Annotated in this window: 10 protein-coding genes; all 10 read left to right on the forward strand. The window is 62.3% G+C overall.

The genetic code is table 11. The features are described 5' to 3' along the window. The first annotated feature begins 10 nt into the window (after positions 1–10). Positions 11–1,012, forward strand: a complete 1,002-nt coding sequence (locus CAF92_RS23050) for a pilus assembly protein PilP (RefSeq protein WP_046613726.1) — start codon at positions 11–13, stop codon at positions 1,010–1,012. Continuing rightward, positions 936–2,204: a type IV pilus secretin PilQ gene (locus CAF92_RS23055; RefSeq protein WP_085602024.1), complete on the forward strand. Its 1,269-nt coding sequence runs from the start codon at positions 936–938 to the stop codon at positions 2,202–2,204. The genes CAF92_RS23050 and CAF92_RS23055 overlap by 77 nt, the downstream gene beginning before the upstream one ends. 4 nt (positions 2,205–2,208) lie before the next feature. Next, positions 2,209–2,727, forward strand: a complete 519-nt coding sequence (gene aroK / locus CAF92_RS23060) for a shikimate kinase AroK (RefSeq protein ID WP_046613527.1) — start codon at positions 2,209–2,211, stop codon at positions 2,725–2,727. Positions 2,728–2,823: 96 nt separating this feature from the next. Then, positions 2,824–3,921, forward strand: coding sequence for a 3-dehydroquinate synthase (gene aroB / locus CAF92_RS23065; protein WP_046613526.1), 1,098 nt, complete (start codon positions 2,824–2,826; stop codon positions 3,919–3,921). Between the two features lie 15 nt (positions 3,922–3,936). Beyond that, positions 3,937–5,562: an SPOR domain-containing protein gene (locus tag CAF92_RS23070; protein ID WP_046613525.1), complete on the forward strand. Its 1,626-nt coding sequence runs from the start codon at positions 3,937–3,939 to the stop codon at positions 5,560–5,562. 373 nt (positions 5,563–5,935) lie between these two features. Then, entirely contained in the window at positions 5,936–10,381 is a 4,446-nt protein-coding gene (gene gltB / locus CAF92_RS23080) for a glutamate synthase large subunit (RefSeq protein ID WP_046613524.1), read from the forward strand. A 106-nt stretch (positions 10,382–10,487) separates the two neighbouring features. Continuing rightward, entirely contained in the window at positions 10,488–11,906 is a 1,419-nt protein-coding gene (locus tag CAF92_RS23085; protein WP_013974599.1) for an FAD-dependent oxidoreductase, read from the forward strand. 238 nt (positions 11,907–12,144) lie between these two features. After that, entirely contained in the window at positions 12,145–13,209 is a 1,065-nt protein-coding gene (hemE, locus tag CAF92_RS23090; RefSeq protein ID WP_085602025.1) for a uroporphyrinogen decarboxylase, read from the forward strand. Positions 13,210–13,600: 391 nt separating this feature from the next. Continuing rightward, entirely contained in the window at positions 13,601–15,064 is a 1,464-nt protein-coding gene (gene gbpA / locus CAF92_RS23095) for an N-acetylglucosamine-binding protein GbpA (RefSeq protein WP_256573783.1), read from the forward strand. A gap of 51 nt (positions 15,065–15,115) precedes the next feature. Beyond that, complete coding sequence (locus CAF92_RS23100) at positions 15,116–15,628, forward strand: cytochrome b (protein ID WP_046613522.1); 513 nt, start codon at positions 15,116–15,118, stop codon at positions 15,626–15,628. Position 15,629 lies beyond the last annotated feature (1 nt).

Genomic DNA, 15,629 nt, shown 5'->3' on the forward strand with positions numbered 1-15,629 from the left:
TGCTGCGCAGGTGCTCGGCTGGTTGGCCGTGGCCGAGCGCTCCAGCCGCTTCAGGCAGCTGGCGCCCGTGCTGGTGGCCTTGGCGTTGTTCGGCCTGGGCTGCGCCATACTTCTCCCTGCAGCACTGCAGCAGCAGGCGCGGGAGGAGGCTCGGCATGCCGAGTTGCACGAGCAGCATTCAGCCGGCGAGGTGCAGCTGGCCGAGCTGGAGCAACTCCACGCGTCTGTGGCCGTTGCCGAGCGACGCTTGCGGGAGGCGTACTGGCACCTGGCAGCCGGGGAGGGCATGAGTGACCTGCTCGAGCGCCTGGCGGCGTCGGGCCATGCGCACGGCTTGCTCATCGAGCGCTTCGATGTACATGAAGACGAACAGCAGGCCGGCTTTCGCAAGGTGCCGCTGGAGCTTCAGGTGGTGGGGCGTTACGCGGCCCTGCGTCAGTGGCTGGGCGACTGGTTGGGCCAGGCGCGTGTGCTACGCAGTGGTGACCTGCAGCTGGCTGCAGTAGATGGCAAGCCTGGCCTGCTGCGCCTGCAGTTGCGGGTTGATGCCTTTCAGGCGCTGGCGCCAGTGCCGGAGCCTGCGATGTATGCGCGCATGCCGGCCAGGGGCGTGATGGCAGCGCCGCCAGTCGACCCGTTTGCGCCTGGGGCGAAGCGATTGACGGTCAGCGGGTTGGCTGGCGTGCCTTTGGCGCAACTGGAGATGGTCGGCAGCCTGTCGCGTGGGGCGGAACACGAAGCACTGCTGGTGGCTGCTGGCAGACTCTATCGCGTGCGCCCTGGGGACCGAGTCGGGCGTGACCAGGGGGTGGTGGCGAGGGTTGATCAAGCCCAGGTCGAAGTACTCGAACGGCTGTTCATCGCAGGGGAGTGGCATGAACGTACGGCGTTCATCACGCTCGCAAAGCACTTGGGCACGGAGGCCCCGGACGACGATGAAAACATTGATGAAATGGATGCTGGCAGCCCTGCTGCCGGTCCCGCTGGCGTCGGCGACGCCCTACCAGGGTGAACCTCTGTCGCTGAACTTCCAGGATGTGGAAGTGCGCTCGGTGCTGCAGGTGCTGGCTGACTATGCCGGGGTAAACCTGGTCGCCAGCGATGCCGTGCAGGGTAGCGTCACCTTGCGCTTGCAGGATGTGCCATGGGACCAGGCGCTGGACCTGGTGCTGCGCAGCAAGGGCCTGGCCCGGCGCCAGGAGGGTAATGTGCTGCTTGTGGCGCCTGCGGCCGAGTTCGCCGCGCAGTCTGTCGATGCCCGTGTGGGTCAGGCGCTGGATGCGCAGTTGCAGCCGTTGCTCCGAGAGCTGTTGCCCATCCATCACGCCAAGGCCGCCGAACTTGCGGAGCTGCTGCTGGCGAGCCTGGCGGATGACGGCATCCTCACCGGTCGGGGCAGCCTCAGTGTCGATGAGCGCACCAACACGCTGGTGGTGCACCAGCCGGCCGACCGCCTTGCCGAGCTGAGGCAACTGGTGGAGCAACTGGATGTGCCGGTGCGCCAGGTAGCGATCGAGGCGCGTATCGTCGAAGCCAATGTCGATTACGAAAAAAGCCTGGGGGTGCGCTGGGGTGGGCCGCTTTACATTGAGGACCCTCGGCCGGGCAAGGACCTGTTCGTCGATCTCGGGGTGGAGCGGGTGGGCGGCAGTATCGGCCTGGGCGTGCTGCGTGGCGACGTGCTGCTCGACCTGGAACTCAGTGCCATGGAAAAGAGCGGCAACGGCGAAATCATTTCGCAGCCCAAGGTGGTCACGGCTGACAAGGAAACGGCCAGGATTCTCAAGGGTACCGAGGTGCCGTACCAGGAAACCAGCAAAAGCGGCGCAACCTCGGTAGCGTTCCGCGAAGCCTCGCTGTCGCTGGAGGTGACCCCGCAGATCACCCCGGACAACAAGGTAATCATGACCGTCAGGGTGACCAAGGACGAGCCGGATTACGTCAATGCCTTGAACAACGTACCACCGATCCGCAAGAACGAGGTCAATGCCAAGGTTCGCGTGGTGGATGGTGAAACGATCGTTATCGGTGGCGTGTACTCGACTTCGCAAAACAATGTGGTCGACAAGGTGCCATTTTTCGGCGATCTGCCGTATGTTGGGCGGCTGTTTCGACGCGATGCATTACAAGAGAAAAAATCCGAGCTGCTGGTCTTCCTGACTCCGCGTATCATGAGTGACCAGGCGATTGCTGTGAGTCGTTGATTCTGTGCGAAATTTGATACTTGTGGGACCCATGGGCGCTGGTAAAAGCACCATCGGACGCCTATTGGCCAAAGAGCTGCGCTTGCTGTTCAAGGATTCCGACAAGGAAATCGAACTGCGATGCGGTGCCAACATCCCGTGGATTTTCGACAAGGAAGGCGAGCCGGGTTTCCGTGACCGTGAGCAGGCGATGATCGCCGAGCTGTGCGCACTCGACGGCGTGGTCCTGGCGACCGGCGGTGGCGCGGTAATGCGCGAAGCCAACCGCCAGGCCCTGCACAAGGGTGGCCGGGTGATCTATCTGCATGCTTCTGTGGAACAGCAGGTTGGCCGCACCGCGCGCGATCGTAATCGCCCCCTGCTGCGCACCGCCAACCCCGAGGCGACCTTGCGCGCCCTGCTGGAAACCCGTGACCCGCTTTATCGTGAGATCGCCGACCTGGTGGTGGAAACCGACGAGCGGCCGCCACGCATGGTGGTGATCGATATTCTCGAGCGCTTGCAGCAGTTGCCGCCCCGTTAGCCCGGGACTATTCTCGGCCACCAGCGCCGAGGCGAGGTTCAACGTTACCGCGCGGGTGCCCGAACGGCGCCGCGCCCAAGTACATTGTGGGGATACATGCAGACACTAAAGGTCGACCTGGGCGAGCGTAGCTACCCGATCTACATTGGCGAAGGCCTGCTGGACCAGCCCGAGCTGCTGGCGCCGCACATCGCCGGGCGGCAGGTTGCCATCGTTTCCAACGAGACCGTCGCGCCCCTGTATCTCGAACGCCTGAGCAAGACCCTGGGTGCCTATTCGGTGCTGCCGGTGGTATTGCCTGATGGTGAAGCCCACAAGAACTGGGAAACCCTGCAACTGATCTTCGATGGCCTGCTGACTGCACGGCACGACCGCCGCACCACCGTGGTTGCCCTGGGTGGTGGCGTGATCGGTGACATGGCCGGCTTCGCTGCCGCCTGCTACCAGCGCGGCGTCGATTTCATTCAGGTGCCGACCACCCTGCTGTCCCAGGTCGACTCTTCGGTTGGCGGCAAGACCGGTATCAACCACCCGCTGGGCAAGAACATGGTCGGTGCCTTCTACCAGCCCAATGCGGTGCTGATCGATACCACCAGCCTCAAGACTCTGCCGGCGCGCGAGCTGTCCGCAGGCCTGGCCGAAGTGATCAAGTACGGCCTGATCTGCGACAAGCCATTCCTCGCCTGGCTCGAGGACAATATGCAGGCGTTGCGCGCCCTCGACCCGGTGGCGCTGACCGAAGCCATCCGCCGCTCCTGCGCGGCCAAGGCCGCGGTGGTGGGGGCCGACGAGCGCGAGTCTGGCGTACGCGCCACGCTGAACCTGGGGCATACCTTCGGGCATGCCATCGAGACCCACATGGGTTACGGTGTGTGGCTGCACGGCGAAGCCGTGGCGGCGGGCACGGTGATGGCCCTGGAAATGTCCATGCGTCTTGGCTGGATCGACCAGGACGAGCGCGATCGCGGAATCCGCCTGTTGCAGGACGCGGGTTTGCCGGTGGTGCCACCACAGGAAATGACCCCGGCGCATTTCATGGAGCACATGGCGGTCGACAAGAAGGTGCTCGACGGCCGGCTGCGTCTGGTGCTGCTGCGCCAGATGGGCGAGGCCGTGGTGACCGACGACTATCCGAAAGAGATTCTTCAGGCCACGTTGTCGGCGGATTACCGCGCGATCGTGGCCCAGCTTTGAGGTTGTGACAGCGCAATGACCAGTTTGCATGCCGATGAGGCCTTTCTCGACCATTACCAGTTGAGCCACGATCCGTTCGCACCCCGCGTGCCCGGTTTCAAGTTCTTCCCGGCCCAGCGCAAGCCCGTGCTCGGCCAGCTGCACCACCTGGCACGCTACAGCCAGCTGATGCTGGTTGTCACCGGTCCACTGGGCAGCGGCAAGACCTTGCTGCGCCAGGCCCTGGTGGCCAGTACCAACAAGCAGGCGGTGCAGAGCGTGGTGGTATCCGCCCGTGGCGCCAGCGATGCCGCAAGCGTACTCGGCCAGGTCGCGCAGAGCCTGGATGTGGCCGAGGCCGAAATGCAGGCGATCCTGGCCAAGGTGGTGCAACTGGCACTGACCGGCCAGGAAGTGTATTTGCTGGTGGACGATGCGGAACAACTCGACGAGTCGGCACTCCAAGCGTTGCTGGAATTGGCGGCGGGTGTACCGGAAGGGCGCCCGCATGTGTTCCTGTTCGGTGAGCCGTCGCTGATTGCCGGGCTGGATGAGATCAATATCGAGGAAGAACGCTTCCACATCATCGAACTCGCCCCCTACAGCGAAGAAGAAACCCGCGAGTACCTGGAGCAGCGCCTGGAAGGTGCTGGCCGGGGCATCGAGGTGTTCAGCCGTGAACAGATCGTCGATATCCATGAAAACTCCGACGGCTGGCCTGGCAACATCAACCAGGTCGCCCGTGACACTTTGATCGAAGCCATGATCGCCAGCCGCTCGACGGCCAAGCGACCATCCATGGGGTTCAAGATGCCTAAAAAACATGTGCTCGCGCTGTCCGCTGTGGTTGTGGTCGCCGTTGCGGCCGCGGTGTTGATGCCGAAGAAAGGTGACAAGGCGCCTGCCGAAGCGCCGGCCGCCCAGGCCCAGCTGCCACTTGGCGAGGGCCAGGCCAATGGTGGCAACCCGGCCATCGAGTTCTCGGGTTCGTCCCAGCCGATGCCGCTGCCCCTGGTTGGCCAGTCGCAGCCGGTGATGCGCGAGCCGCTGGCCCAGGCCGCAGGCATGGGCGAAGGTGAGGAAGGCAGCCCGGCCGGTGATACCGCTCTGCAGCCAGGCAACCCGCCACCAACCGTGACCACCATCGCACCGCCGCAAGGGGTGCCGGCAGGCCCGGCACCGGTACCTGCCCAGTCAGTGGCCGCAGCGCCAGCGCAGCCGCAACCACAGCCGGTTGCGCCAGCGCAAAAACCTGTCGCAACCCAGCCTGCCAAGCCGGTTGCGCCTGCCAAGCCGGCACCAGCACCGACCCAGGTCGCCGTGGCCAAGCCGGCCGCCAAGCCTGTCGAGAAGCCTGTGGCCGGTGGCAGCGGCAACAGCGGTTGGTACGCCGGGCAGAAACCGGGCAATTACGTGGTGCAGATCCTGGGTACCAGCTCCGAGGCTTCGGCCCAGGCGTTCGTCAAGGCGCAGGGTGGCGACTATCGCTACTTCAAGAAAAACCTGCAGGGCAAGCCGCTGTACGTAGTCACTTACGGCAACTTCGCCAACCGCGACGCAGCGGTTGCGGCAATCAAGAACTTGCCAGCGAAGGTCCAGGCTGGTAAACCTTGGCCACGTACTGTCGCCAGCGTCCAACAAGAGCTGGCCTCGGCCCGCTGATACCTTCCGGGCGGCACCACCCCGCCGCCCAGTTGCTGAGCGATTACTGACTTTCGACTAGCCTGCTGCGTTGTCACGCGGCAGGCTTTTCTGTCCCAGACTGCCGGCCACAAGCCTTACTTGCAGTCATGGCTGAAACGCTTCAGACTCGAGCCAAGCCGCTATCACGGCGCATGGCGCAAAAACATTCAAAATTGCGACATAAATTTTCAATGGTGAGACATGAAAATTTGTGAGCATCGCTGTCGCTGTGCAACAATGGTTTTCCATGGCCACCGCAAAAAAGCTGGCGTTTGATCGGCGTGGATGGTAAGTGGTTGTTAAAAAAAGAGATTTACCTCCGTTGAGAGGTGAACCTGGTGAGAATGTGTCTATGAAAACAGGTCTGTACCATCCCGAAGAATTCAAGGACAACTGTGGTTTTGGCCTGATCGCCCATATGACGGGCGAACCGAGCCACCACCTTCTGCAAACCGCCATGCAGGCACTGACCTGCATGACCCACCGCGGCGGCATCAACGCCGACGGCAAGACCGGTGACGGTTGCGGTCTGCTCATGCAGAAGCCCGATCAATTCCTGCGTGCCGTGGCCCAGGAGCATTTCGCCGTCGAGCTGCCCAAGCAGTACGCCGTCGGCATGGTGTTCTTCAACCAGGACCCGGTCAAAGCCGAAGCCGCTCGCGCGAACATGGACCGCGAGATCCTCGCTGCTGGCCTGAAGCTGGTCGGCTGGCGCAAGGTGCCGATCGATACCAGCGTGCTCGGCCGCCTGGCCCTTGAGCGTCTGCCACAGATCGAGCAGGTGTTCATCGGCGGTGAAGGCCTGAGCGACCAGGAATTCGCCATCAAGCTGTTCAGCGCCCGTCGCCGTTCCTCTGTGGCCAACGCCCACGACGCCGATCATTACATCTGCAGCTTCTCGCACAAGACCATCATCTACAAAGGTCTGATGATGCCGCGCGATCTGGCGGCCTTCTACCCAGACCTGGGTGACGAGCGCCTGCAAACCGCGATCTGCGTGTTCCACCAGCGCTTCTCCACCAACACCCTGCCGAAATGGCCGCTGGCGCAGCCGTTCCGCTTCCTCGCCCACAACGGCGAGATCAACACCATCACCGGCAACCGCAACTGGGCCATGGCCCGTCGCACCAAGTTCGCCAACGACCTGATCCCCGATCTCGAAGAGCTCGGCCCGCTGGTCAACCGCGTCGGTTCCGACTCCTCGAGCATGGACAACATGCTGGAGCTGATGGTAACTGGCGGTATCGACCTGTTCCGTGGCGTGCGCATGCTGGTACCGCCAGCCTGGCAGAACGTCGAGACCATGGACGCCGACCTGCGCGCCTTCTACGAATACAACTCCATGCACATGGAGCCATGGGATGGCCCGGCCGGTATCGTAATGACCGAAGGCCGCCATGCGGTGTGTCTGCTCGACCGTAACGGCCTGCGCCCGGCGCGCTGGGTGACCACCAAGAACGGCTACATCACCCTGGCGTCGGAAATCGGCGTATGGGACTACAAGCCCGAGGACGTCATTGCCAAGGGCCGTGTCGGCCCGGGCCAGATTTTCGCCGTAGACACCGAAACCGGCCAGATCCTCGACACCGACGCCATCGACAACCGCCTGAAGTCGCGCCACCCCTACAAGCGCTGGCTGCGTCAGCACGCCACGCGCATCCAGGCGACGCTGACCGACGATCAGGGCGTGGCCAGCTACGACGCTGACCAGCTCAAGCAATACATGAAGATGTTCCAGGTCACCTTCGAAGAGCGTGACCAGGTGCTGCGCCCGCTCGGCGAGCAGGGCCAGGAAGCGGTCGGTTCGATGGGGGACGACACGCCGATGGCCGTGCTGTCGCAGCGCGTGCGTTCACCGTACGACTTCTTCCGCCAGCAGTTCGCCCAGGTGACGAACCCACCGATCGACCCGCTGCGCGAAGCGATCGTCATGTCCCTGGAAATCTGCCTGGGTGCCGAGCGCAACATCTTCCAGGAGTCCCCGGAGCACGCTTCGCGGGTAATCCTCAGCTCGCCGGTCATCTCGCCCGCCAAGTGGCGTTCGCTGATGAACCTGGAGCGCGAAGGTTTCGATCGCCAGCTGATCGACCTCAACTATGAAGAGAGCGTCGGCCTGGAAGCGGCCATTCGCAATATCGCCGACCAGGCTGAAGAAGCCGTGCGCGCTGGCAAGACCCAGCTGGTGCTAAGCGACCGCTACATCGCCCCGGGCAAGTTGCCGGTGCACGCCTCGCTCGCCGTTGGTGCGGTGCACCACCGCCTGACCGAACAGGGTCTGCGTTGCGACAGCAACATCCTGGTGGAAACCGCCACCGCCCGTGACCCGCACCACTTCGCCGTTCTGCTGGGCTTCGGTGCCTCGGCCGTTTACCCGTACCTGGCCTATGAAGTGCTGGCCGACCTGATCCGTACCGGCGAAGTGCTGGGCGACCTGGACGAAGTCTTCAAGTACTACCGCAAGGGCATCTCCAAGGGCCTGCTGAAGATCCTGTCGAAGATGGGTATATCCACCATCGCCTCCTACCGTGGTGCGCAGCTGTTCGAAGCCATCGGCCTGTCCGAGGAAGTGGTCGGCCTGAGCTTCAAGGGCGTTTCCAGCCGCATCAAGGGTGCGCGTTTCGCAGACCTGGAAAGCGACCAGAAGCTGCTGGCAGCCGAAGCCTGGAGCGCGCGCAAGCCGATCCAGCAAGGTGGCCTGCTGAAGTTCGTTCACGGTGGCGAATACCACGCCTACAATCCGGATGTGGTCAACACCCTGCAGGCCGCCGTGCAGCAGGGCGACTACGCCAAGTTCAAGGAATACACCACGCTGGTCGACCAGCGCCCGGTGTCGATGATCCGCGACCTGCTGAAGGTGAAGGTGGCCGAACAGCCGCTGCCGCTGGAGCAGATCGAGCCGCTGGAGGCGATCCTCAAGCGCTTCGATTCCGCCGGTATCTCGCTGGGTGCACTGTCGCCAGAGGCCCACGAAGCGCTGGCCGAGGCGATGAACCGCCTGGGCGCGCGTTCCAACTCTGGCGAGGGCGGTGAAGACCCGTCGCGCTACGGCACCATCAAGAGCTCGAAGATCAAGCAGGTGGCCACCGGCCGCTTTGGCGTGACCCCGGAGTACCTGGTCAACGCCGAAGTGCTGCAGATCAAGGTTGCCCAGGGCGCCAAGCCCGGTGAAGGCGGCCAGCTGCCAGGCGGCAAGGTCAACGGCCTTATCGCCAAGCTGCGTTACGCGGTACCGGGCGTGACCCTGATTTCGCCACCGCCGCACCACGACATCTACTCGATCGAAGACCTTGCCCAGCTGATCTACGACCTCAAGCAGGTCAACCCGCAAGCCCTGGTTTCGGTCAAGCTGGTGGCAGAAGCTGGCGTCGGCACCATCGCCGCCGGTGTGGCCAAGGCCTATGCCGACCTGATCACCATCTCCGGCTACGACGGTGGTACCGGTGCTTCGCCGCTGACCTCGATCAAGTACGCCGGCGCCCCATGGGAGCTGGGCCTGGCCGAAACCCACCAGACCCTGCGCGGCAACGACCTGCGCGGCAAGGTACGGGTACAGACCGACGGTGGCCTGAAGACCGGCCTGGACGTGATCAAGGCAGCCATTCTCGGCGCCGAAAGCTTCGGTTTCGGTACCGCGCCGATGATCGCCCTGGGCTGCAAGTACCTGCGCATCTGCCACCTGAACAACTGCGCTACCGGCGTAGCCACCCAGAACGACAAGCTGCGCAAGGACCACTACATCGGCACCGTCGACATGGTGATCAACTTCTTCACCTTCGTCGCCGAAGAAACCCGTGAGTGGCTGGCCAAGCTGGGTGTGCGCAGCCTCGGCGAGCTGATCGGCCGTACCGACCTGCTCGATGTGCTGCCAGGCGACACCGAGCGCCAGCAGTACCTGGACCTGACGCCGCTGCTGGGCAGCTCGCACATCCCGGCTGACAAGCCTCAGTTCTGCGAAGTCGAAAAGAACCCGCCGTTCGACCAGGGCGAGCTGGCCGAGAAGATGGTGGAAATGGCCATGCCGGCCATCCGCGACCAGGCTGGTGGCGAGTTCAGCCTCGACATCTGCAACTGCGACCGCTCCATCGGTGCGCGCGTGTCGGGTGAAATCGCCCGTCTGCACGGCAACCAGGGCATGGCCGCGGCGCCGATCACCTTCCGCTTCAAGGGGACTGCGGGCCAGAGCTTCGGCGTGTGGAACGCCGGTGGCCTGAACCTGCACCTGGAAGGTGATGCCAACGACTACGTCGGCAAGGGCATGACCGGTGGCAAGGTCACTATCGTGCCGCCAGCCGGCAGCCCGTTCGAAACCCAGCACAGCGCCATCGTCGGCAATACCTGCCTGTACGGCGCCACTGGCGGCAAGCTGTTCGCCGCCGGTACTGCTGGCGAGCGCTTTGCTGTACGTAACTCCGGCGCCCACGCTGTTGTCGAGGGCACTGGCGATCACTGCTGTGAATACATGACCGGCGGCTTTGTCTGCGTGTTGGGCAAGACCGGTTACAACTTCGGTTCTGGCATGACTGGCGGCTTCGCCTACGTGCTCGACATGGACAATACCTTCGTCGACAAGCTTAACCATGAGCTGGTGGAAATCCAGCGTATCAGTGGTGAAGCGATGGAGGCCTACCGCAGCCACCTGGCTCGGGTCCTTGCCGAGTACGTGGAAGAGACCGGCAGCGAGTGGGGGCGTGAGCTCTCGGAGAACCTGGACGACTACGTGCGGCGCTTCTGGCTGGTCAAGCCGAAGGCAGCCAACCTGAAGCAACTGCTGTCCAGCACCCGTGCCAACCCGCAGTAACAACAGCTGCAAGTGACGGCCCCGTACGCGGGGCCTGTCGTGCTCAAGTGATCGTCTTGCAGCTTGCAGCCTGAGGCTGGCAACTGCGGTAAAGAGGTTTTGAAAAATGGCTGAACGTCTGAACAACGACTTCCAGTTCATCGAAGTGGGCCGCAAGGACCCGAAGAAAAAGCTGCTGCGCCAGCGCAAGAAGGAGTTCGTGGAAATCTACGAGCCCTTCAAGCCGCAGCAGTCCGTGGAGCAGGCGCACCGCTGCCTGGGCTGCGGTAACCCGTATTGCGAATGGAAGTGCCCGGTACACAACTTCATCCCCAACTGGTTGAAGCTGGTCTCCGAAGGCAACATCCTGGCTGCGGCGGAGCTGTCGCACCAGACCAACACCCTGCCGGAAGTGTGTGGCCGCGTATGCCCGCAGGACCGCCTGTGCGAGGGTGCCTGCACCCTGAACGACGGCTTCGGCGCGGTGACCATCGGCTCGGTGGAGAAGTACATCACCGATACCGCCTTCGCCATGGGCTGGCGCCCGGACATGTCCAAGGTCAAGCCAACCGGCAAGCGCGTCGCCATCATCGGTGCCGGCCCGGCCGGCCTGGGCTGTGCCGACGTGCTGGTACGTGCCGGCGTTACCCCGGTGGTGTTCGACCGCAACCCGGAAATCGGCGGCCTGCTGACCTTCGGCATTCCCGAGTTCAAGCTGGAAAAGACCGTGCTCAGCAACCGCCGAGAAGTGTTCACCGGCATGGGCATCGAGTTCCGCCTGAACACCGAGGTGGGCAAGGACGTGACCATGGAGCAACTGCTCGCCGAGTACGACGCGGTGTTCATGGGTATGGGTACCTATACCTACATGAAAGGCGGCTTCCCGGGCGAGGACCTGCCGGGAGTGCATGACGCGCTGGACTTCCTGATCGCCAACGTCAACCGCAACCTGGGCTTCGAGAAGTCGCCGGAAGACTTCGTCGACATGCAGGGCAAGAAGGTAGTGGTGCTGGGTGGTGGTGACACCGCGATGGACTGCAACCGCACTTCGATCCGCCAGGGCGCCAAGTCGGTGACCTGCGCCTATCGCCGTGACGAGGCCAACATGCCGGGTTCGCGTCGTGAGGTGAAGAACGCCAAGGAAGAGGGCGTGAAGTTCCTCTACAACCGCCAGCCTATCGCCATTGTCGGCGAGGACAAGGTCGAAGGCGTGAAGGTGGTCGAGACCCGTCTCGGCGAGCCGGATGCCCGTGGCCGCCGAAGCCCGGAGCCGATCCCTGGGTCCGAAGAGATCCTGCCGGCCGATGCCGTGGTCATCGCTTTCGGCTTCCGCCCAAGCCCGGCGCCGTGGTTCGAGCAGCATGGCATCCAGCTGGACAGCCAGGGCCGCGTGGTGGCACCGGAGAAAGGCAAGTTCAAGCACCAGACCAGCAACCCGAAAGTGTTTGCCGGTGGCGACATGGTGCGTGGGTCGGACCTGGTGGTGACGGCTATCTTCGAAGGGCGCACTGCTGCTGAGGGTATCCTGGACTACCTGGAAGTCTGATCGATTGTCGGGGCCGCTTCGCGGCCCTTTCGCGACACAAGGCCGCTCCCACAGGGGAAATGCATTCCTAATGTGGGAGCGGCCTTGCGTCGCGATGGGCTGCAAAGCAGCCCCAACGGCATTTTTGTATACAAAAATCCTTGATCCATGGCATCCAATAGACAAAACGCATGGCCTTGACCGTGCCTTTTGCGCTGGCGTCTGAGAAAATGCCCGCACTATTTTTCCGGATGCCGACATGACTGCCCTGAAGAACGATCGTTTCCTGCGTGCACTGCTCAAGCAACCCGTAGACGTCACCCCGGTGTGGATGATGCGCCAGGCCGGCCGCTACCTGCCGGAGTACCGCGCCAGCCGCGCCAAGGCCGGTGACTTCATGAGCCTGTGCATGAACCCGCAGTTCGCCTGCGAGGTCACCCTGCAGCCGTTGGACCGCTACCCGCTGGACGCGGCGATCCTGTTCTCGGACATCCTCACCATCCCCGATGCCATGGGCCTGGGCCTGTACTTCGAAAGCGGCGAAGGTCCGCGTTTCAAGAAGGTCATCAGCACCCCGGCCGACATCGAAGCGCTGCCGATCTCCGACCCGCAGAAAGACCTCGGCTACGTGATGGACGCGGTCAGCACCATCCGCCGCGAGCTGAACGGCCGCGTGCCGCTGATCGGCTTCTCCGGCAGCCCGTGGACCCTGGCTACCTACATGGTCGAAGGCGGCTCGTCGAAGGACTTCCGCAAGACAAAGGCCATGGCCTACGACAACCCGCAGGCTCTGCACCTGCTGCTGGACAAGCTGGCCCAGTCGGTCACCAGCTACCTCAACGGCCAGATCCTCGCTGGTGCCCAGGCCGTGCAGATTTTTGACACCTGGGGCGGCAACCTGTCGGCGGCGGCTTACCAGGAATTCTCCCTGGCCTACATGCGCAAGATCGTCAGCGGCCTGATCCGCGAGCACGAGGGGCGCAAGGTGCCGGTGATCCTGTTCACCAAGAACGGCGGCCTATGGCTGGAAAGCATCGCCGAAGCCGGTGCCGACGCGCTGGGCCTGGACTGGACCTGCGAAATCGGCGACGCCCGCCGCCGCGTGGGTGACAAGGTTGCGCTGCAGGGCAACATGGATCCGACCGTTCTGTACGCCAAGCCCGAGGCCATCCGCAAGGAAGTGGCGCGCATCCTGGCCAGCTATGGCCACGGCACAGGCCATGTGTTCAACCTGGGCCATGGCATCACACCGGAAGTCGACCCGCAGCACGCCGGCGTGTTCATCAACGCCGTGCATGAGCTGTCGGCGCAATACCACGCTTGATTCGAGGGTCCCCGAGCGGGTCGCGGGGGCTTTAGTAAGCCTGTTCGCATCAGATTGGTGATATTTTCCTGATGTTGAACAGGCTTCAAGTTACATGTCAGCGCTTCACCAAAGGCTTGCATGTTGCTGTGAATCTTTCGATGTAGAGAAAGTTCTCGACATTGAAGACCGATAGTAATTCCTCCTCGCGTCTTTAGCGCTTTTGTTTCGAAAGTCTCAACATGGAAATTGCCTCAAGGCCACGAGAAAAGACCGCGGCCTGCCAGGTTTATTCCTACATAAACGCAAAGTTGTTTTCTTTACTCTCCGCGCTCCATTCGCGCTGAAGGTGCATTGAATTTCAATAAATGCGCCTTTACGCATTTAACCAGCAATGCGTTCGGAGTTCGTGATGAATAGAAGAAAGACCCTGCGAAAAAGCGTTGTCGCCACCGGTGTGTGGGTGGCGATCGCAGGTGCAGGTTTGCAGACGCAAATTGCCAATGCACATGGTCACCTGGCTGATCCTCCGTCTCGTGCAGCGCTCTGCCATGCAGGTTTTAAAAACCTGAACGTCAACTGCGGAGGTGCCCAGTACGAACCGTGGTCGGTCGGCGAAGTGATAGGGCGCTTTCCGAGCCAAGGTCCCGAGGATGGAAAAATCGCCAGTGGTGGCGTTCGGGGCGACTTTGCCGCACTCGATGAGCAATCAGCCAATCGCTGGCATCTGACCCCGGTCCTGGACCGTAACATGCAGTTCGACTGGCATTATGAAGCCCCGCATCCGGTGCGGTCGTGGGAGTACTTCATTACCAAGGCGGATTGGAACCCCAACGCTGCGCTGACCCGTGACTCATTCGATTCGACCCCGTTCTGTGCATTGGATGGCGGCAACCAGATACCGGCAAAAGGTACCGGCACCAATCCAAGGCATAGCTGCACATTGCCAGCCGACCGTTCGGGCCAGCACGTGATTCTCGCCGTCTGGAAGGTTGGCGATACCGATAAGGCTTTCCACAGTGTCGCTGACGTCGATATCCAGCTGGATGGCGGCCCGGTCCCTGAGTGGCCGCGCCTGGCTGAAATCAGCGCCAGCCGTGACCTCGAAGTTGGCGACAAAGTTACTGCCCGGGCATTCGATGCCAATGGGGAGCGTACTGAAAACCATGTAAGCATCAAGATCGAAAATGCCGAAGAAGCCATAGCTGCCAACTGGGCTTATAAGCTCGCCAAGCAGATCAACGAAACCCAGACGTTGGTACGCGCCGGTAAAATGGATGCGGACGGTAATATCGAGCCTGTGCAGGGTTCCAACAGCATCTTCGCCAAAACCGAAAGTGGGTTGACCAACTACCTTCTGCACTTTGAAACCGCCGCTGGCGAGCAGGCCACGATGCACCTGCACGATGTCAAACCCGAATACACGATCACCGACGGCAAGGGTGGTGTGGATTTCACCGTCATGACCAACAAGGCCCTGACAGTGACAGCACGGCTGTTCGATACCAACAAGAAGCAGGTGTCTTACTCGCGCCAGAGCGTCAACGGCACCGAGCCGTTCGTGCTGAATGTCGAAAGTACCGAAGGCGAGCATACCCTCAAGGTCGTAGGCGTGGACAAGCGTGAGCGGGTGCTGCTGCAGGACGAGAAGACGGTTCAGCTCAAAGCGGCTGGCGATGGGTCTCACGACTTCGTTTTCCCGAAATCGCTGTCGAGTTACAAGGCTGGCACAACAGTGTTGCAGCCTAAGAACGGCAAGGTTTACGAGTGCCAGCCGTTCCCTAACTCGGGTTACTGCTTGCAGTACTCCGCAGATGCCACCCAGTTCGAGCCAGGTGTTGGTTCCCACTGGAACATGGCCTGGATCGAGAAGTAAAGCGTCTGACCTGGCCCCTTCCGGCGGGGCCAGGCTCTTCGAGTACTATCTATGCAAGTGCAAAAATATTGCTGGCAGCAGATCCTCCTGCACTGGATCTCTGCCACGGTCATCATTTGGGTCTTGATCAGCGGTTTCTACGTGGCGTACCTGAATGTCGCCCCCGCCACGCGCCACTTTGTGGCATTCGTCAATGTGGCCATGACGACCCTGTTCATCCCGGTATTCATGCTGCGCTGGCTGTTGCGCCTGACCAGACCCAAACCCCGCAGCCTGCATGACCATCTCAAACACCAACGCATCGCTCATGTCGCTCATGAGGGCTTGTACTGGACCACAGCTATCGTGCTGTTGTCCGGGGTGCTGATGATGGATCGGGTCATCGATGTGTTCGGTTGGTTCTCCATCGCGCCCATGCTGAGCAACCCGTTCTGGCACAACGTCTGGTTCAAGGCTCACATCGCTTCTTGCCTGCTGCTGGCACTGGGCGTTTCGCTGCACATCGGCGCCGTGCTCTTGCATGAGCTGTCCGGGCGGCGCGTGCTGAGGCGGATGCTGCCCTGAT

It is taken from the genome of Pseudomonas sp. B10(2017) (assembly GCF_002113295.1).
GTDB classification, from domain to species: Bacteria; Pseudomonadota; Gammaproteobacteria; order Pseudomonadales; family Pseudomonadaceae; genus Aquipseudomonas; species Aquipseudomonas pudica.

Excerpts from the sequence above, each read along its gene's own strand:
- CAF92_RS23085 (WP_013974599.1), top strand. The coding sequence starts at position 10,488 with ATGGCTGAACGTCTGAACAACGACTTCCAGTTCATCGAAGTGGGCCGC.
- aroB (WP_046613526.1), top strand. The coding sequence starts at position 2,824 with ATGCAGACACTAAAGGTCGACCTGGGCGAGCGTAGCTACCCGATCTAC.
- hemE (WP_085602025.1), top strand. The coding sequence starts at position 12,145 with ATGACTGCCCTGAAGAACGATCGTTTCCTGCGTGCACTGCTCAAGCAA.
- gltB (WP_046613524.1), top strand. The coding sequence starts at position 5,936 with ATGAAAACAGGTCTGTACCATCCCGAAGAATTCAAGGACAACTGTGGT.
- gbpA (WP_256573783.1), top strand. The coding sequence starts at position 13,601 with ATGAATAGAAGAAAGACCCTGCGAAAAAGCGTTGTCGCCACCGGTGTG.
- CAF92_RS23070 (WP_046613525.1), top strand. The coding sequence starts at position 3,937 with ATGACCAGTTTGCATGCCGATGAGGCCTTTCTCGACCATTACCAGTTG.
- CAF92_RS23100 (WP_046613522.1), top strand. The coding sequence starts at position 15,116 with ATGCAAGTGCAAAAATATTGCTGGCAGCAGATCCTCCTGCACTGGATC.
- CAF92_RS23055 (WP_085602024.1), top strand. The coding sequence starts at position 936 with ATGAAAACATTGATGAAATGGATGCTGGCAGCCCTGCTGCCGGTCCCG.